At 64.6% G+C, this 16,316-nt stretch carries 17 protein-coding genes; 10 read left to right on the top strand and 7 right to left on the bottom strand.

Features of this window, described 5'->3' with window-relative positions:
• Positions 1 to 20: 20 nt before the first annotated feature.
• From E3N85_RS09995 to E3N85_RS10005, 3 genes are read right to left on the bottom strand one after another with little or no spacing between them, the layout of a single operon-like run.
• A complete protein-coding gene (locus E3N85_RS09995; RefSeq protein ID WP_255453885.1) occupies positions 21 to 1,196 on the bottom strand; it encodes a restriction endonuclease subunit S in 1,176 nt (391 codons plus the stop codon).
• Positions 1,197 to 2,774 (bottom strand): class I SAM-dependent DNA methyltransferase, encoded by a 1,578-nt coding sequence (locus E3N85_RS10000; RefSeq protein WP_134463138.1) that lies wholly within the window; start codon positions 2,772 to 2,774, stop codon positions 1,197 to 1,199.
• Between the two features lie 38 nt (positions 2,775 to 2,812).
• Positions 2,813 to 4,849 (bottom strand): hypothetical protein, encoded by a 2,037-nt coding sequence (locus E3N85_RS10005; protein WP_134462794.1) that lies wholly within the window; start codon positions 4,847 to 4,849, stop codon positions 2,813 to 2,815.
• A gap of 238 nt (positions 4,850 to 5,087) precedes the next feature.
• Here E3N85_RS10005 and E3N85_RS10010 point away from each other — a divergent pair, with 238 nt between their 5' ends.
• From E3N85_RS10010 to E3N85_RS10020, 3 genes are all read left to right on the top strand, one after another.
• Positions 5,088 to 5,573, top strand: a complete 486-nt coding sequence (locus E3N85_RS10010) for a hypothetical protein (RefSeq protein WP_134462796.1) — start codon at positions 5,088 to 5,090, stop codon at positions 5,571 to 5,573.
• Positions 5,574 to 5,623: 50 nt separating this feature from the next.
• Positions 5,624 to 6,700 (top strand): TM2 domain-containing protein, encoded by a 1,077-nt coding sequence (locus E3N85_RS10015; RefSeq protein WP_134462798.1) that lies wholly within the window; start codon positions 5,624 to 5,626, stop codon positions 6,698 to 6,700.
• Positions 6,701 to 6,791: 91 nt separating this feature from the next.
• Positions 6,792 to 7,448: a hypothetical protein gene (locus tag E3N85_RS10020; RefSeq protein ID WP_134462800.1), complete on the top strand. Its 657-nt coding sequence runs from the start codon at positions 6,792 to 6,794 to the stop codon at positions 7,446 to 7,448.
• 98 nt (positions 7,449 to 7,546) lie between these two features.
• Here E3N85_RS10020 and E3N85_RS10025 read toward each other — a convergent pair whose 3' ends face one another.
• From E3N85_RS10025 to E3N85_RS10040, 4 genes are read right to left on the bottom strand one after another with little or no spacing between them, the layout of a single operon-like run.
• The gene (locus tag E3N85_RS10025; RefSeq protein ID WP_134462802.1) at positions 7,547 to 8,743 is read right to left on the bottom strand and encodes a S9 family peptidase; all 1,197 of its coding nucleotides are present in this window, start codon (positions 8,741 to 8,743) and stop codon (positions 7,547 to 7,549) included.
• Between the two features lie 2 nt (positions 8,744 to 8,745).
• A complete protein-coding gene (locus E3N85_RS10030; RefSeq protein WP_134462804.1) occupies positions 8,746 to 9,753 on the bottom strand; it encodes a DUF6545 domain-containing protein in 1,008 nt (335 codons plus the stop codon).
• The gene (locus E3N85_RS10035; RefSeq protein ID WP_134462806.1) at positions 9,750 to 10,214 is read right to left on the bottom strand and encodes a hypothetical protein; all 465 of its coding nucleotides are present in this window, start codon (positions 10,212 to 10,214) and stop codon (positions 9,750 to 9,752) included. The genes E3N85_RS10030 and E3N85_RS10035 overlap by 4 nt, the downstream gene beginning before the upstream one ends.
• A gap of 7 nt (positions 10,215 to 10,221) precedes the next feature.
• On the bottom strand, positions 10,222 to 10,725 hold the full coding sequence (locus E3N85_RS10040; RefSeq protein ID WP_241978421.1) for a hypothetical protein: 504 nt from the start codon (positions 10,723 to 10,725) through the stop codon (positions 10,222 to 10,224).
• Between the two features lie 222 nt (positions 10,726 to 10,947).
• Between E3N85_RS10040 and E3N85_RS10045 the strand changes: the two genes are divergently transcribed.
• Genes E3N85_RS10045 through E3N85_RS10075 form a run of 7 tightly spaced genes read left to right on the top strand, consistent with a single transcriptional unit; the run spans position 10,948 to position 16,192 of the window.
• Positions 10,948 to 11,829, top strand: coding sequence for a bifunctional DNA primase/polymerase (locus E3N85_RS10045; protein ID WP_134462808.1), 882 nt, complete (start codon positions 10,948 to 10,950; stop codon positions 11,827 to 11,829).
• A 51-nt stretch (positions 11,830 to 11,880) separates the two neighbouring features.
• Positions 11,881 to 12,273 (top strand): hypothetical protein, encoded by a 393-nt coding sequence (locus tag E3N85_RS10050; RefSeq protein ID WP_134462810.1) that lies wholly within the window; start codon positions 11,881 to 11,883, stop codon positions 12,271 to 12,273.
• Positions 12,274 to 12,329: 56 nt separating this feature from the next.
• Positions 12,330 to 13,130: a hypothetical protein gene (locus E3N85_RS10055; RefSeq protein WP_134462812.1), complete on the top strand. Its 801-nt coding sequence runs from the start codon at positions 12,330 to 12,332 to the stop codon at positions 13,128 to 13,130.
• Positions 13,127 to 14,149: a ParB N-terminal domain-containing protein gene (locus E3N85_RS10060; RefSeq protein ID WP_134462814.1), complete on the top strand. Its 1,023-nt coding sequence runs from the start codon at positions 13,127 to 13,129 to the stop codon at positions 14,147 to 14,149. The genes E3N85_RS10055 and E3N85_RS10060 overlap by 4 nt, the downstream gene beginning before the upstream one ends.
• Before the next feature lie 9 nt (positions 14,150 to 14,158).
• Positions 14,159 to 14,806 carry a hypothetical protein gene (locus tag E3N85_RS10065; RefSeq protein WP_134462816.1) on the top strand — a complete coding sequence of 216 codons (648 nt, stop codon included), beginning with the start codon at positions 14,159 to 14,161 and terminating at the stop codon, positions 14,804 to 14,806.
• Positions 14,807 to 14,810: 4 nt separating this feature from the next.
• Entirely contained in the window at positions 14,811 to 15,926 is a 1,116-nt protein-coding gene (locus E3N85_RS10070; protein ID WP_134462818.1) for a M23 family metallopeptidase, read from the top strand.
• Positions 15,926 to 16,192, top strand: a complete 267-nt coding sequence (locus E3N85_RS10075; protein WP_134463142.1) for a DUF6112 family protein — start codon at positions 15,926 to 15,928, stop codon at positions 16,190 to 16,192. Before E3N85_RS10070 ends, E3N85_RS10075 begins: the two co-directional genes overlap by 1 nt.
• Positions 16,193 to 16,316 lie beyond the last annotated feature (124 nt).

The raw sequence follows: 16,316 nt of genomic DNA on the forward strand, positions 1-16,316 counted from the left end.
TTTGAGCAGTGCCTCGGGCATCAGAGCACGCCCGCGAGCGACTTTTCGGTGTCTTTGACGCGCAGCTCGCCCGACATGAGCTTTGGGAGCAGGGCGTCGCGGGTTGCGGCGAGCATTTGGTTCTCGCTTACCGCTAGATCCACAGTTTTCAGGAGCGGGCTGATTCGTGCCTCCATCGCGTCAAATTCTACGCGGGGAACGTCCGGCACGAGCAGGTGCCCAAACGTCTTCATCGTGATTGTGTCGAAGACGGAGCCGTGAGCAAATGCCTTTGCCCGCTCTGTCGCGTTCAGAATCGCAAAATACAAAACACCTGCCGGCAATCGGCCAGGCTCAAAGCCGTAACAAGATTGATTGAAGGATGAGGCAACTCCAAGTCTCGCCACGGCGCCAACTGTTCCGCGCGCGGTTAATATGACGCTCCCAGCAGGAAGAGGTCGCGCCTTCGTTGTAGTGATCGCAGAGTCCGAGATCGTTTCGAGCGTCCGGACAATTACGCCGTGATCGGCGCCAGTCACGTCCCGAGCCGATGCCCAATAATTCGTTCCAGTCCAGAACTGACTCTTGGATCGAGCAGGTGTTCCCCCCAGTATTGGATGAAGGACATCGCTCATGGCGCGTTCTGGTTTCCCGCAAACCGCTCGCCCATAAATAATGTTGGCGAGGGCCGTTGCATTCGCTGCAGTTCTGCTATTGGCAACGATCTTGTCGTCGAACGCGCCCAGCACCTCCGCGATTGCTTGCTGTTCTGAGAGGGACGGCAGTTCAACGGGGAAGTTGCGCACATCGGCCACGCGAAGGTGTGGGGTCGTCGAACCATGGGCCAGCGAAAGCAGCCTTGCCTGAGTTTCTTCTGACGCCAAATAATGCCGCAAGAATGTTCCATCGGTTTTGGTCGGGTCGGGCCGGAGAAGCGTGGTGCGCTGACCCGCAGCGACGTTCCCGCCGCCGGGGACAACAACGATGGGGCCGACTGGTGCTTCTCGAGCCAATAGGAGGTCGCCCCCTTCAGGAAGAAGACGCTCAGTCCAGATTGAAAAAGTTTCGGCGTTGACCCGCCGTGCCTCTTCATAGTTGATGACGTTTCCTCGCATGGCGGGTGTGCCGACCACAAAGTACTCCCCGTCTGAGTCGATGGGAGCGGTCCTGTTCTTACAATCAACAACACGGATACAGACGTCCTCGAGCGTTGTCAACTAAATCACCCGACCAAGCTGCTCGCGGACGACGCCCGCTAGGCGCTCTGACTCATCGAATTGAGCAAAGAGCTCGTCGCTCAGCCGGGCGATCTTCTCGTCGATCGGCTCGGCGTCCTCTTCGGCCTCGGCGGCGCCGACGTAACGACCGGGAGTCAGCGCGTAGTCCGCGGCTTTGATTTCAGCGAGAGACGCGGAGTAGGCGAAGCCGGGCTCGTCTGTGTAGGTGAGGCTGGCATCCGCTGCAGAGGGCGTGCCGCGCCAGGCGTGATAGGTGCCGGTGATCTTGGCGATATCCTCGTCGCTGAGCGCGCGCTCGGCACGGTCGACCATGGTGCCAAGGTTGCGGGCGTCAATGAAGAGCACCTGGCCGGTGCGGTCGATGCTGCCCCTCTCCCCCACGGTCTTGTCTTTGGCGAAGAACCAGGTGCAGACCGGAATTCCGGTGCTGCGGAACAGCTGTGTGGGCAGGGCAATCATGCAGGTGACGAGGTCGGCCTCGACGAGCTGGGCGCGAATCTCGCCCTCGCCGCCGGAATTGGACGACATCGACCCGTTGGCCATGACGACGCCGGCGCTACCGCCGGGGCTGAGCTTGGAGATGATGTGCTGGATCCAGGCGTAGTTGGCATTGCCGGCGGGCGGCACACCGTAACGCCAACGGGGATCCTGCTCGTTGCGCGCCCAGTCCTTGATGTTGAAGGGTGGGTTGGCGAGGATATAGTCGGCCTGCATGTCGGGGTGCTGGTCGCGGGCGAAGGTGTCGCCCCAGCGGGTGGCGAGGTTGCCGTTCAGACCGTGGATGGCGAGGTTCATCTTGGCCATGCGCCAGGTACGCTCGTTGAGTTCCTGCCCGAAGACCGACAGCTCCGAGCCCTCTTTGTGATGGTTTTCGAGAAACTTCTCGGCCTGCACGAACATGCCGCCCGAACCGCAGCACGGGTCGTAGACGCGGCCGCGGGTGGGTTCGAGCATCTCGACCAGCACACGCACAACGCCGGCGGGAGTATAGAACTCGCCGCCGCGCTTGCCCTCGGCCTTGGCGAACTTCTCCAGGAAGTATTCGTAAACCTCGCCGAGCAGGTCGCGGGCCTTGGTCGACCCTTCGCCGGTGAACCGGGCGGAGTTGAACAGGTCGAGCAGTTCGCCGAGCCGGCGCTGGTCCACACCATCGCGGTTGTAGATGCGCGGCAGCGTAGCCGCGAGGGTGGGGTTGGCCACCATGATGAGGTCCATGGCCTCGTCGATGAGCTGCCCCACCTGTTTGTACGGCTCGCCGGCCGCACCCGCGATGCCCTTGGCGTTTTCGGCGATGAACGTCCAGCGGGCAGCGGCCGGCACCCAGAACACGCGGCGGCCGGTGTATTCGTCGACGTCGTCGATGAGCTGGCCGATCTGGTCCTCGTCGAGGCCGTCGGCGGCGAGTTCGGTGCGAATCTGCTCGCGCCGCTCGTCGAAGGAATCACTGACGTACTTGAGAAACACCAGGCCGAGAATGACGTCTTTGTACTGTGAGGCATCCATGGAGCCGCGCAGCTTGTCGGCGGCCTTCCAGAGGGTGTCTTTCAGTTCTTTCATGGTCGACGGCAGGGCGGCGATCTTGGTCTTCGGTGCCACTAGGTGGTTCCTTTCGATGGTGCGTTAGAAACAAGGGTGATAGTGCCGGCGGTGACGCCGGCCATGAGCAAATCGGTGAGCTGATCGAGCTGCCCCAGCCGTTCGCACGCAAGCTTCTGTTCCCACCGTAGCGAGGTGAGAGCGTCGGCAAGCGCCGCGCGTTGTTTCAGGGCGACCTGACGCACCGGCCAGGCCCGCCATCGGCGATGGCCGGGGGGCAACGCCACAATATCGGCGGCGAGTACCGCATCGAGCAGACCATTCGGGTCGGCCTGCTCGATACGCAAAATTCGGGCCGGGAAGAGCACGACCGAGGTGCCCTCCGTATCGACCATTGCGGCCGGCCGGGGTGAGGTGCAGAACACCACGTCGCCGGGCTCGGTCACGCGGCCAGAGGGGTATAAGGCCGCGAACCTCAGCCGGTCGATTCGTCTGTGGCCGAGCTGCGAGGGGTTCGCGACTTCGGCCGGGCCTATCAAGCGGATGCCCGCGGCATCTGCTGCCCTCTCACTCATCTCGTCAGTCACATCGTCGGCGGCGATGCGATTGCCCGGAATGTAGCGCAGGTGCCCGGCCGCCAACAGCTCGTGCACGGTCGAGCTCGAGGCTATTTCGCTCGCGGGTTCGACTACCAGGTCGGCCTCGAGCTTGGCCGCGAGCCGCTCGATGGACACGGCGAGCGCAGCCGCCGGCTGATCGCATGCCGGGATTACGGTGCTCACCCCGGCCACGAGTGAGCGGCGACTGGCGAGCAGGCTGCGGGTGAGCACAAGTCGGGCAAAGCGAAAGGCGTGGGCGCGCACCATGCGCTGGCTGCCGAGCGAGGCGGCGAGGTCGCTCACGAGTGCGTCGATGGCAGCCTCATTGAGAGGCGTGGCAACGAGGTCGGCCACCATGGCGTAGCGGTCGGCGAGGGCGACCGCGGTATGGGCGCCGCCGAGCACCCAGAGCGCCTGCAACTGCTGCGGTTTGCCAGTCAGCAGCCCGGTGGGCAGGCGCACGATGGCGCGCACTCGACCGGAGCGCAACAGAGATGAGCGCAGTTTCTCGGCATCGCGGCTGAGGCCGATGTCGGTGAGCACCGATGCAGGTGCCAGAACCACGGCCAGCTGTTCGTCGGTCATCTGCAGCACGCTCTGCTCGATATCGGAGAGAACCTGCTCAGCCGTCATCGTGGGCCGGAAGGCCGAGGGATACTGCGCCACGTGCACGGCGGCGCCGGTGACGCTGAAGGCGCCGGACGGCAGAACTTGCAGCTCGGTGCGCACGATTCCGTGCACCATCAGGCGGCGGCGCTGCAGCCGGGCTGCGGGGCCGTCGACGTTCGCCGTCATCACCGGAACCTCGCCCTGGTGAATAGCAATGAGCAGGTCGCTCGCGCTGCCCGTCGGGTCGACGAGCACCGAATCGGCGGGCTGGGTGAGGCGCAGCGCGGTGACGGTCTCGGTCATGACGTTCAGGGCCGCGCGGCTGAGCGTGAGGTCGCCCTCGCCGGCGAGGTTGCGCTTGGAGCGGTCGGTGAGCATCCGTTCGAAGGCGGGCGCCGGGCCGAACGCGGCTTCGACCAGGGAATCGACGTAAGCCACCAGGACGGGCAGGGTGTCGCCGAGGGCTTCGATCTCGCGGAGCAGCAGGTCGTCGTCGGGGTCATACTCGTCGGCCAGGTCGACCAGCTCGGCTGCGGTAAGTGCACTGAGAGCGTGATCGCTCGCGGCGTGAAGGACGAGCAGAGCGGTGACGCCGCGAAAGGTCTGCTCGTCGAACTCGTCTGAACCGTGCGAGGCGTCGGGCACGGCGTAGGCGGCCGCATCCGCTGGGGCGTCGCGGTTGTTGCCGCGGCCGGTTCGTTCGAGCCAACTACCCACCTGGTCGGCGTCGAAGAGGTCGACACCGCGCTGGCGACTGACCGGGGCCGGAAAGGGAGTATCGGTGCCGGCCGAGCGGCTTCGCCAGACCGAGACAACGGGACGTTGCACGTGGGCAAGGCCGGCGATGTCGGACATGGTCATCAGCAGACTGGTGTCGGTGGTCGTCATGCTGCGCTCCCCTCGTTGATGACCTCAGGCTACGGCCAACCCGGATTGTTGTGCAACATTGACTGCTGATAACCCCTCTTATCAATGTCAAAGTCGTTGCACTTGTAGCAAACCAATAGTTTGGTGTCGTGCCCGCCGCAGTCGGTCGGTACCGGCGGGTGAGGAACGGTCGTTGTCATTGGGGGGAATGACCGCCCCTCACCCGCTCACACTGCAGACCAGCTAGAGGAGCCACATCATGGAACCAGAATCCGCCGACATCACGGCCGAACAATTCGCACCGCCGCCGCCGCAGGGGCCCTCGTTCAAAAAACGCGACCTGACGATCGGTCTCGTCAGCCTGGCCATTGGCCTCATCGTCGGTGTCGGCGGCACGCTAACCGCTGCGTCGTTGGGTGTAGGGACCGGCTCTTTCTTGGCGTCAACCGCCATCGGTGATTCCACACAGACCTGCGACGTCGTCGACAACGTGTGGATCACCGTGGGTGACGAGGGCCAAAGCATCTCGATGCGGAGCGAAGGCGAAGAGTCTTCCGGTGCTGACTACATCGACGTGCTCTGCGTTCTCGACCAACTCGAGGTACCCGACAGCGTTAACACCCGCATCGGCAGCACGCGCGCACTCGACGGCCGGCAAACGGCGACCTGGGACTATTTCGACGCCTCCTGGGGCTATCACCCGGATAGCGGTCTCGACATCGTCGTCGAACTTTCCCAGCAGTAGCCCTGCATTTCCAGTTCACGCACCCATCACAACAAACAGAGGATAACAAAATGCCCACGACCAACCACAACACGCCCCCGGCCGGAGTGCCGACATCCCAGCAGGAGCAGTTTCTGCAGCCAGCACCCGCCGCCGTACCGGCCACCGACGCGCGACTGATCGGCCCCGCGGTCTCACCGAAGTCCTTTGTGGCCACCTGGCTCTTAGCCTGGCTGCTCGGCATCTTCGGCGTGGACCGCTTCTACCTCGGCAAGGTCGGCTCAGGCGTCGTGAAACTGCTGACGTTCGGCGGCCTGGGAATCTGGTGGCTGGCTGATCTGATCCTCGTTCTCGCCCAGGGCCGCGACAAGCAGGGACTCCGGCTTGCCGGGTATGACCAGTACAAGAAGATCGCCTGGATCGTCACGGGCGCGGTTAGCGTGCTGTCAATGATCGTCTCCGGAGTCAACGCGAGCAACGCGCCGAGTGCTATTCCGGCGGCCGTGGCTCCGGTCGCCGATTCGGCGGCCGAACCGGCCGCAGACGACCCCGCCGTTGAAGAGGCGGTCGTTGAAGCGGCGCCGGTCGACACCGTGCAGACTTGGGCCGACGACGCCTTCGGCACCTTCGCGGTCATCACCCAGACCGGCGCCGGCGACAACCTCATCACGCTGCCGGCCGGCGCCACTGCCGGAATCGTCACCGCGACCCACGACGGTACGAGAAACTTCTCAATTTCCGTACTCGACGCGAGCAACGCATCCACAGGGCAACTGCTCGTCAACACAATCGGCGCCTACAGCGGCACAACCCAGTACGGCTTCAACTCATTCGGTGAAGACACGACCCTGCAAATCACGGCCGACGGAAACTGGAGCCTGACCATCGCACCCATCTCTGCGGCTGCCGCGCTCGTCGCATCCGGTGTCGGCGACGGCGTGTATCTCTTCGACGGCTCCGCCGGCAAGCTCACGGCGACACACGACGGCTCGAGGAACTTCTCGATCGTTGAGGAGACCGACGAGGCCTTCAGCATGGGGCTGCTCGTGAACGAAATCGGCGCCTACTCGGGAACGGTGCCGCTCAGCTCAGGCCCTTCGGCAATCGTCGTGAGCGCCGACGGCAACTGGACGCTGCTCGCCGAATAGCCTGCCCGAAAAGGGGGTAGGTGGGGCCGGGCTAGGGCAGTCCGGCCCCCCCTACCGCGCAGACGCGCAAATCAACAGAGGGGGAACCGTCATGAACGACAGCACCGAACCGAGTCCAACGCCGCCTCGCCTTCGCTTACACGGCGCGGCCCTTGCCACCCGCTTGTCCATTCTTTTCAAGCGGATGCCCGACTTGCGAACCAAGCGCACCCCACTACTCGTCCTAGTCGCCACCAGCGCCGTCGCAGCAATCGCCATCGCGACCTTGGGGGTCATGCTCTCGAGCCAGGTAGAAGCAACGATTGACGTTCAGGCGGAGTTCACAACGACGAGTGACAACTACGATTCGCTCCGAAGCGACTGGAGCAAACAAAACGATACGATCAGCGGACTGCGGTCGAAGGTGGGTGCGGCGGAGCTTCGGAAGGAAGAGCTCACTGCGGCAGAGGCCGCGCTGACCGCGCGGTCATCGGGCTTGGATACACGCGAGGGAGTGGTCAAGAGCGCCGAAGACGTCATCGCCGCCAACACCTTCGCTGGCGACGGAACATTTCGGGTTGGCACCGATATTCAGCCGGGTACATATTCATCGGACGGCGGATCTAAATGCTATTGGGCGCGTCTGAACGCCACCGGCGACGACATCATTGACAACAACCTCAGCTCCGGTCCGGCCGTGATATCGGTACAAGCCTCGGACGGCCTCATCAAGACAACCCGCTGCGCTCCGTTCACGAAGTCCGGCTAGGGCACCGTCTCCCATGTCGACGCTCTTTGAAAAGTAGTCCGTGGGTGCTGAGAGTTTAAAGCGGTCAATGCAATTACGGCGGCAAGGAAGACCTCATGTCACTTTAACGGGTGACGTAGATGACTGCGACGCAGGTTCAAATCCCCCTGATCGTTTGGTAGGGCTGTCATCCACGCGGTGAGGACTGCTCTCCAGCGGGCGCGATCCGAGTTCCAGCTCATCGTGTGGTCTGCATCAAATGCTTCGAAGTCGACGAGGCCGCGTCGATGCGCACTAAGACGAGTCGAGACGCCAGGCGGCGATGACGCGTCGAGGGTGCCGTGAAGGATGAGCGTCGGTACCGTCACCTCGTCAGCACGCTCGATCCAGTCGAAACTCCGCAGATTGATTGGATTGGCGAGACCGATTAGTCGAGCGAGCGGCTGGCAGTTGAGCCATGGCACGGCGAGCGCGCCCGTCCACGCGGGCAGGCCAGACCGTGCGCAGTTCGCTTTGATCGTCGCGACCCAGTCGAGGATGGGCGACTCCAGCACGAGCCGGAGGACGATACCGCGAAGGTTGGGATCGGCGGCGAGCTGCAGGGCAATGGCACCACCCATTGACCATCCGAACAAGATGACGCTACGTGCGCCGTTCTCACGGGCGTAGTTCACTGCCGCGCGAACGTCATCGCCCTCGGCGGCGCCGAGTTCAGATCTCCCGGTCCCGACCCGGGGACCTTCGCCGTCATTCCGATACGTCACGACGAGCGAGGTCAACCCGAATTCCGAGGCGACCTGCACGCCACGCAGAGTTCCGGCACGGGTGCTTCCGAGTCCGTGGATGTGGATGGCCCAAGTCGTCGACGGGGGGCCTTCAGACGCGACGAGCCAGGCGGGCGCGGGGCCGACATCCGTTTGTATTTCAACATCTGTTGCTTGGAGGCCGGCATCCGCTGGGCTCTGGAAGTAGATGCCGCTCCAGGATGCTCGCTGGCCGGCAGCCACGCCTGGCCCCGACTCCCCCGCGACCTCGCGGCCGACGAGACTCGGCCCGCGGTTCTCGACTCCAGGCGCTAGCCGAACCCAGCCACCGTTTTCGAGGATGAGGCAGTAGTCGCCGGGCGCGGCCGTGGCTGGCGTGAGATCAAGGATGACAACTAGTCGCTCCCCTGTATTGTCGACGCCGCGAATGGTGAGCTCGTACCGGCGACCGCTTACCGAGGCGGTGAGGCGCCGCGCAATCGCCAGGCCAACGCCCGCGAGCGCCACACCACTGCCGACGACCACGCCCGCGAACGCCCAGACGGCTTTCATCGTCAGTGCTGGCTTTGTCGAGCAGGCGGAGCGACAGGTGCCGCGTCGCTCGATCTTGTTCCCAGCAGGTACCGTTCGGCGCGCTCGATGAGTTGCCGGTCGTCGGCGCTCACGTCAAACTCCACCCTCGTATCGATCATTGCGTCGCGGATTTCGACGACTTGCCGATGGAGCAGCGTCTCGGGATCGGCGGTGTTGAACGAGGCATTTTCGATCTGGCTGATTCCCGGACGTGCCGTCGTCGCGGCGGCCCAAATGGGCTCAAGGTCATGCACGAGCGTGCGAGTATTTTGGTCGCGTGATCGCGCCTGCAGAGTGCGGGCGGCGGGTTGACCGGCGAACCCGAGGCAGAGGAACAGGAAAGTCAGCAGGTGTAGGGGTTCATAGGCGATGGCGACGCCGGCCATTAGGTTGAGGTTGCGCACCATATGAGCGAGATCCATCGTGATGACGATGATGCTCAGGGCGACCCCGGAGATGCTGCCGAGGAGCAGCGAGGCTGGCGGCATCCGCTGAGCGCCCTCGCTGCCTCGAAATTGTCGCGCCGCGAGGGCAGCCATCGCGGCTAGAACGATCGCGTAGTAGGTGAACTGGATCATCGAATAAGCGGCGGCCGCTGGCTGCTCGCCGAGCTCGATCATGAAACTCGTAGTGGTGATGCCACGGTCAATGAGCAGGAACGTCCCAACCGCGCCGGTGAGCGCGGCCGCCAGAGTGAACCGTCCGAGGGCAACCTGCGCGGCTCGCGGTTGGTGCTCGGAAGCTCTCATCACTGCGCGACCGAGGAGGAAGACGCCAATCATGAGCGTTGCATCCGCCACGAGGGTCACCAGGTTGGTGCCGCCGGCGTATCTATCGAGTATCCGATAAGCCTGATCGATGTTCAGAGTCATCGCGATTGCGATAGTCAGCGCGGCGTAGGTGATGTTGCGCTCTGCACGACCCCGCCGCAGGATGAGCAGGACCGCGACGAGCAGCCACATGAACGCGGCGACGAGCACGACTATCATCCGAAGACCTCCAGATACCGCGACCGGTGCATCGTGGATCCCCTGATTGCTGCAGCGAGGTGGTCGGCCAGAGTCTCGGCCTGAACTTCCTTGACCGTGTTGAGATCCTGGCGCCGGAGCAATCGGCGACGAGTCTCGGGTGGAATGTCCGGCAGCAGGATGTCAGGAACGTCGGAGTCCTCGTCGGCCTCGTGGCCGAGGATCATATGGGCCAATTCGTGCAACACGAACTGTTGCTCGTGCAGCGCCGAATCGCTCTGGGCGTGCAGGATGACATCATCGCCGCCCGCCTCAAACCAAACGGCGCACAAGCCGTCGCGACCCGTGACGCCCACTAGCTCGACTATGCGCAGGCGATGCCCCCGGCTTCGCTGCACGGCGCCGACGAGTTCGTCAAAGGTGAAAGTCTCGCCCAGGGCGAGTTGATCGAGCGCCGTCGACACGCTCACTCCGCTGTTCACTGGGTCGTCACTCCCCTCCGGACTTGGTTGCGTGCGCTTCCGGCGAGACCTCGGCGTCGAGGAACCTGCTGATCGCCTGGAGCGCGTTGGGGGAAATATCGCCGAGGGTACGCGCCGCATAAGATTTCACGCGCGCCGCCCTCATCGACCGCACGAGATCCAGCTGGGCGCTGACCTTGGCCGGTACCTCGGCACCTTCCGAGCCAGCGAGAAACTCAGGGTCAACGTCGAAGAACGCGGCGAGGCCTTCGAAAAGTGTTGCATCTTGCACGTACCGGTGACCGTTCACGATGTACGTCCATCGCGATCTCGAGAGATTTGTGCCACGCGCTTCGAGGAACGCGGCGATTTGGGTGAAGGTCGGTTCGCTACCCGTCTCGGCCTCGGCGACATCGAGCAGCAGGCGGAGGCGCTTCGCGAGATCCTCCGCGGCTGTCGTGCTCTCCTCGTCGGTCATGCGCCCCTTCACTTCCCGGTGCTGATGGATGCTCAGGTCATTGAGAATGCCCAATCTACTCTTTGAGCATGATCAACACAAGGGTTGCGCATGCTCAAATGTGGTGCTAAAACTGACCGTGAATTGAGATTGAGCATGCTCAACACGGAACGGCCTCGCCGAACGCATCAGCGAAGCAAGGCGCACCTCCGTGTCATCGAGCCACGCGTGCGTGGCAGTCCTTCGGGAAGGTGATTGATGTGAATTGGCACGTATGGCTCCACGTCCGGAGTTCTTATGAGCGTCGCTGAGGTGTTGGTGGCCTCGAGCCGGCTGTCGGTGCGGGATGCCGCGCTTGCCTTCGCGCGGGCGGGGATTCCGGTGTTTCCGTGTGTGCCGGAGGGTAAACATCCGCTCACGCCTGCGGGGTTTCATGACGCGAGCTCCGACCTCGAGCAGGTGCGGGCGTGGTGGACGCGGTGGCCGAGTGCGAACATCGGGATGCCGACGGGCAGCGCGTCGGGAATCGACGTCGTGGACATCGACGTGACCAAAGCGGATGCCGGCTTCGCCGCGTTCGAGCAGGCCACAGCCGCTGGGTTGGTAGACGGCGAGTTCGCCCGGGTGCGCACCCCGTCGGGCGGCATGCACGTGTACTTTGTCGCGATCGCAGATCGGCCGCAGCGCTGCTGGCAGGCGGCGAGCGCGCACATCGACTTTCGCGGGGACGGCGGCTATGTCATCGTGCCACCCTCCACACTAGCGACGGACACCGGTCGAGCCAGCTATCGGCTGTATTCGCTGTCGTCGGCCGGCTCGAAGCCGGTCGACGCCGTCGCCCTGCGCGGCTTCATCGACCCGAGGCCGCCGAGAGTGGGCACACGGGCAACAGTAGCCAGGGCGCCGGAGGCGAGTCGGCTCGCGCAATGGGTGAGCAACCTGCAGGCAGGCGAGCGCAACAGTGGGCTGTTCTGGGCGGCCTGCCGACTGGTCGAGGCAGGCTTCGCGCCTGCAGACGTCGAGGCTGCGCTGGGGCCGTCCGCGCAAACGGCTGGCCTCGATGAACGCGAGATTCTCATTACGATCAGCTCGGCGAGCCGCCGGGCCACGGCGGGCGCGCAAGCGTTCGATCAACCTGCCCCGGCAACTAGACGCGGCGAAGCACACTGCCTGTCATGAATAGCTCGCTGACATTCTTGCCGTTCAAATCACCAACCCAAAGGAGATGAAGTGATGGATGTAGACGACTTCGATAAGTCACACGGCGCGACCAGTGTCGATGCCGGTGGCGAGCGGCATCCGCTGCACGCCGTATTGGAGGAGAAATCGCGCCTCTCAGCGCGCACGCGAAGCGGCCCCTCGGGCATGACGCCAGCGGCCAGAGCCAGCTCGCGGCCCGCCGTCACCTGGATTCGTGCGGCCGACCTGCTCAACTTGGGCGCCGGGCGCATCGCCGGTCGCGGCATCGACCTGCAAGCCAACGCCGTGCGGCAGGTTCGACGGGCACCGGTCACGGCCGCGCGGGCGATTCGCGCGCGGGGCGCCCTCTTGGCTCCCCTCTCCGAGTTCGGGGCGGTGCGGAAGCGTCCACAGTTCGGCCGCGACGGTTTCGGGCGGGCGTGACCATGAGCATCCTGTTGAACACGGAAAGACACACCAACTCGACGGGAGGTGCCGCCATGAGAACTTTTCGCGAATCCGAAGGCCTGCGCAGACTGCTCGCGCGCCTGCAAGCGGATGGCGGCGCCCGCTGGCGCAGCGACCCCGAGGCCTCCGAGCTCATGCGGTTCACTGCCCAGCGCTACGCCGGGCTGGCGCGCAAACATAATCTGGACCCGTGGGAGGCCGCCGCGGCCGCCTACGACGCGATGCGGGCGCCCTCGACACTGCGCGCCGACGACCCGTGGGCCATCGTCACACGTGCCGTGCAGGTGACCTGCATCGCCGAGGAACGCGCCCGCGGCCTGCTGTGCTCGGTGCACCAGGCGCGCCGGTCCCGGGTGTCGGTGTTTCATGACGCTGAACGCTTCAGCGATCGCGAGCACGCCCTACCGGAATATCATCCCGCGTTCAGCGTCAACCCGGCCGACACATTTGACGAGTCAGAACCGCTGGTTGAGGTGTCTCTAGCGGTTGAGAATGCGATCTCGCTGTTCACGCTGCTCGGCTGGCCGACCGACCGCGCCCGCGATGGGATCGAGTACGTGTGCAGTCGGCTAGCGGATGCGCCATCGCGCCTGTCGGCCTTCGAGACGTTGCGTCGCGACTACGCCGCTCGTGCTTTGCTCGACGTTTCGCAGCCGGCCTGGATGAGCATGCTCCGAACACTTCTGGGATCCGGCAAACCGTTGCACGCGCACACCGCCGCGGGGCGCGGCATCCTGTTGCGCTTGCTCGTCGGCGAACCGCTGCACGCGCTGCTCGGCGACGACGACCTGGTCTTCGACATCGTTCTGAACTCACCACGGGTGTTCGCATGACTGTAACCCCGGGGCACATCGAGCTGGAGCGGTCGATCGACTCCATCCGGATCGGTTCGCGGCATCGCACCGACCTCGGAGACATCGATGCGCTCGCGGCCTCGATCGAGCGACAAGGGCTGCTGCAGCCGATCACGGTTACGCCCGACGGCACCCTCGTCTGCGGCGCCCGCCGGTTGGCAGCGCTTCGGAAGCTCGGGGTGCGCAAGCTCAACGTGTGGGTGCGTTCCGGCATTTCGGACCAACTCGCCCAGCTGCTTGCCGAGCGGGACGAGAACGCGCTGCACAAGGCCTTTGACCCCACCGAGGCGGCCGCCCTGTATCGCGAGGTGAAGATGCTTCTCGCTGAGGACGCCCAGCGGCGGCAGGTCGCTACACGCTTCGGTACGGAAAAGCCCAGATCAGACGGTGGTGCCACGGTGGCACAACCGCAGCCGATTGATCGCGTCCGCGCGCAAGCGGCCCTTCTCGTAACCGGGCGGCGCTCCTATACGACGTTGGAACGCATTGACCATCTGCAACGAATGGCGGACGACGAGAATCTCGACGAGACGCTGCGCAATCGCGCGCGAGAGGAACTGGCGGTGATTCAGAACGGCGGATCGGTGGCGGCTGCGCACGGGCGGGTCGCTGCCGAAGTTGACCGCGTCGCGGCCGAGACGCCCGTTCGCTCGCTGGTTCCCGCTGTGTCTACCGCCGGGCGTTCCGCCGACCTGGAAAAGCTGGCCCGGGAGGCACTCGCCCGCGCGAAGACAGCGAAGCGCGCCAAGAAGGGCCGCCCTGTGGCTGCGGCCGACTCGATATTGCCCACGCGTTCTTTCGTCTTCCTCTGGAACGACCTGCGCGACTGGTGGCTGCGCTACGACGACGCCGAGGTCGCCGCCGAACTCACCGACGACCAATGGGAGCAGTTCGACGCAACCCTCGCCGGAACTGTCGCCTTCTTCGAGCGGATGCGCACCCTCCGCGACTCCCCCACCGTCGTGCCGGTCTCCGCCACCATTTCACGCATTCGTTAGGAGCCCATCATGCGTTTCTTTCGCCGCCGTCGCCTTGTCGTCGCCATCGTGGGCGCTGGCATCGCGCTGATCTTGCTGGCAGTCATCGGGTTGGTTGGCCTGATTCGCGGGCCTGCGAAGGCGAGCTTGCCGGAGCGGCCGGCACCGACGGCATCCGCTGTGGTGGTGGTGCCAACCGACCAGCCGCAGCCGGTACTCGAAACGTCGAGCCCGGAGCTGTTTGCCCGCAGCGTCGCGCACGCGCTCTTTGATTGGGACACGCGCCAAGATGCTGGCCTTGCCGACTGGGCGCAGGTGCTGGTGGACGTGGCCGATACAAAGGAAGCGGCCGCGTTGGCCGCCGATGTGCGGGATTACTTGCCGAGCGCCGATATGTGGCAGCGACTTGCTGGTTACGGCACGCGGCAGTGGCTCGACGTGGAGTCGGTGACCGTGCCAGCCGCGTGGGCGACCGCGGTAGAGCAGGCAGCGACCGGGCAGATTCCGCCGGGCACTGCGGCGCTCACTGTCGTGGGCACCCGTCATCGCGCGGGTACGTGGGACACCGATGTCGAGCGGACGGAACGGCAGGTGTCGTTCACGGTTTTCGTCGTGTGCCCGGGCCAGGAGTCGTGCACGCTGCTGCGGCTGTCGAAGCTCGACCATCCGCTGGACTAGGTCGATGAAGAAACTCATCGGACTCGTCGTGGTGCTGATGTTCGCTTGCTCGCTGGGTGGTCTGGTGGGCGTGGCCGCGCTGGCAACCACGATCGCGAGCTCGTGCGGATCGCTCGTCGTCGGGACGATTCCTGACTCTCTTACCGCTCAGACGCTGGACGGCCGATCGGTCATTTTGGATCGGCGCCAGCTGACCCACGCGGGAACGATCATTACTGTGGGCGGGCAGACGGCCGAGGTCGGTCGCGCTGGGGTGGTCGTGGCGTTGATGGCTGCGCTCACGGAGTCGACACTGCGTCTGTTGGCGAACACCAGCGCGTATCCGGAGTCTGCCTCTTACCCTCACGACGGTGTCGGCTTTGATCATGACTCGCTGGGGCTGTTTCAGATGCGGCCCTCGTCGGGCTGGGGAACGGTCGCTGAGGTGATGGACGCGGAGTACCAGGCGCGGGCGTTCTTCGGTGGGGTGTCAGGGCCGAACGTCGGGTCGCCTCGCGGACTGCTCGACATCCCCGGCTGGCAGATGCTCGATCCTGGTGAGGCGGTGCAAGCCGTTGAGATCAGTGCCTATCCGGATCGGTACGCGAACTTTCAGCCGGTTGCGGCCGCCATTCTGGTCGCGCTGACTCGCGCTTCGAGCGTTGCCGAGTCATCGCGGGTCGTGTTTCCGCTGCCCGCTGGCTCGTACACGAACACCGATAGTTTCGGGGGGCGCATTGATCCGTATACGGGCGAGCGACGTTTTCACGCAGGTAGTGATCTCGCGGCGCCACTGGGTACGCCGATCCTGGCGGTCGCCGACGGCGTCGTGAGCTTCGCCGGGCAACGCGGAACCTACGGTGGGCTGATTACCATCGAACACACGGTCGGCGGCGAGCAGGTCACCTCGTACTACGCCCACATGTACGACCAGGGCATGCACGTCGCGGTCGGCGACAGTGTGGTTGCCGGCCAGCAGATTGGCGACGTCGGGTCTGCGGGCAAGTCCACTGGCCCGCACCTGCATCTTGAGATCCACCCGGGCGGGGCGAGCCAGCCAGCCGTCAACGCCGTTGATTGGCTCGACGCCCATGGCGCCGCCGGACTGACCGACGCAACGAGCGGATGCCCGGTGGCGTGATGGACATCTTTCCCGACTTCGGTGCCGTTGGCGGCGCTTCAGAGTTGAAGAGCATCGTCGGTGCCCTGCTGACGTTCGTGCTCATCATCGCTGTGCTCATGTTGATCATCAGCGGTGTGACGTGGGCTCTCGCGTCGGCGCACGGCAACTTTCAGACTGCCGCCCGGGCACGACTCGGGCTGTGGGTCGCTTGCGGCGCCGCAGCGCTCGCGGGCGCGGTTGTTGCTTGGGTCGACTTTCTGCTGGGCGTCGGCTCTTCCCTCTGACTGGAATGAGGCCACCCTCACGTTGGCGCCGCAAACCCTCGAATCGTGGAGCGGAAAGTGACAACAGACGCGAGAAACCGTCTGTCATCCAGTGCATCTCACCTCGCAAGGACTTGCAGGTGAA

Origin of the sequence: Cryobacterium sp. Hz9, from assembly GCF_004402825.1 — a bacterium.
Lineage (GTDB): Bacteria > Actinomycetota > Actinomycetes > Actinomycetales > Microbacteriaceae > Cryobacterium > Cryobacterium gelidum.

Bases quoted from the DNA above. Each gene is read 5' to 3' on its own strand.
- E3N85_RS10010 (WP_134462796.1), top strand. From the start codon at position 5,088: ATGGAACCAGAATCCGCCGACATCACGGCCGAACAATTCGCACCGCCG.
- E3N85_RS10075 (WP_134463142.1), top strand. From the start codon at position 15,926: ATGGACATCTTTCCCGACTTCGGTGCCGTTGGCGGCGCTTCAGAGTTG.
- E3N85_RS10015 (WP_134462798.1), top strand. From the start codon at position 5,624: ATGCCCACGACCAACCACAACACGCCCCCGGCCGGAGTGCCGACATCC.
- E3N85_RS10000 (WP_134463138.1), bottom strand. From the start codon at position 2,774: ATGAAAGAACTGAAAGACACCCTCTGGAAGGCCGCCGACAAGCTGCGC.
- E3N85_RS10045 (WP_134462808.1), top strand. From the start codon at position 10,948: ATGAGCGTCGCTGAGGTGTTGGTGGCCTCGAGCCGGCTGTCGGTGCGG.
- E3N85_RS10020 (WP_134462800.1), top strand. From the start codon at position 6,792: ATGAACGACAGCACCGAACCGAGTCCAACGCCGCCTCGCCTTCGCTTA.
- E3N85_RS10030 (WP_134462804.1), bottom strand. From the start codon at position 9,753: ATGATAGTCGTGCTCGTCGCCGCGTTCATGTGGCTGCTCGTCGCGGTC.
- E3N85_RS10025 (WP_134462802.1), bottom strand. From the start codon at position 8,743: ATGAAAGCCGTCTGGGCGTTCGCGGGCGTGGTCGTCGGCAGTGGTGTG.
- E3N85_RS10005 (WP_134462794.1), bottom strand. From the start codon at position 4,849: ATGACGACCACCGACACCAGTCTGCTGATGACCATGTCCGACATCGCC.
- E3N85_RS10070 (WP_134462818.1), top strand. From the start codon at position 14,811: ATGAAGAAACTCATCGGACTCGTCGTGGTGCTGATGTTCGCTTGCTCG.
- E3N85_RS10065 (WP_134462816.1), top strand. From the start codon at position 14,159: ATGCGTTTCTTTCGCCGCCGTCGCCTTGTCGTCGCCATCGTGGGCGCT.
- E3N85_RS10060 (WP_134462814.1), top strand. From the start codon at position 13,127: ATGACTGTAACCCCGGGGCACATCGAGCTGGAGCGGTCGATCGACTCC.
- E3N85_RS10055 (WP_134462812.1), top strand. From the start codon at position 12,330: ATGAGAACTTTTCGCGAATCCGAAGGCCTGCGCAGACTGCTCGCGCGC.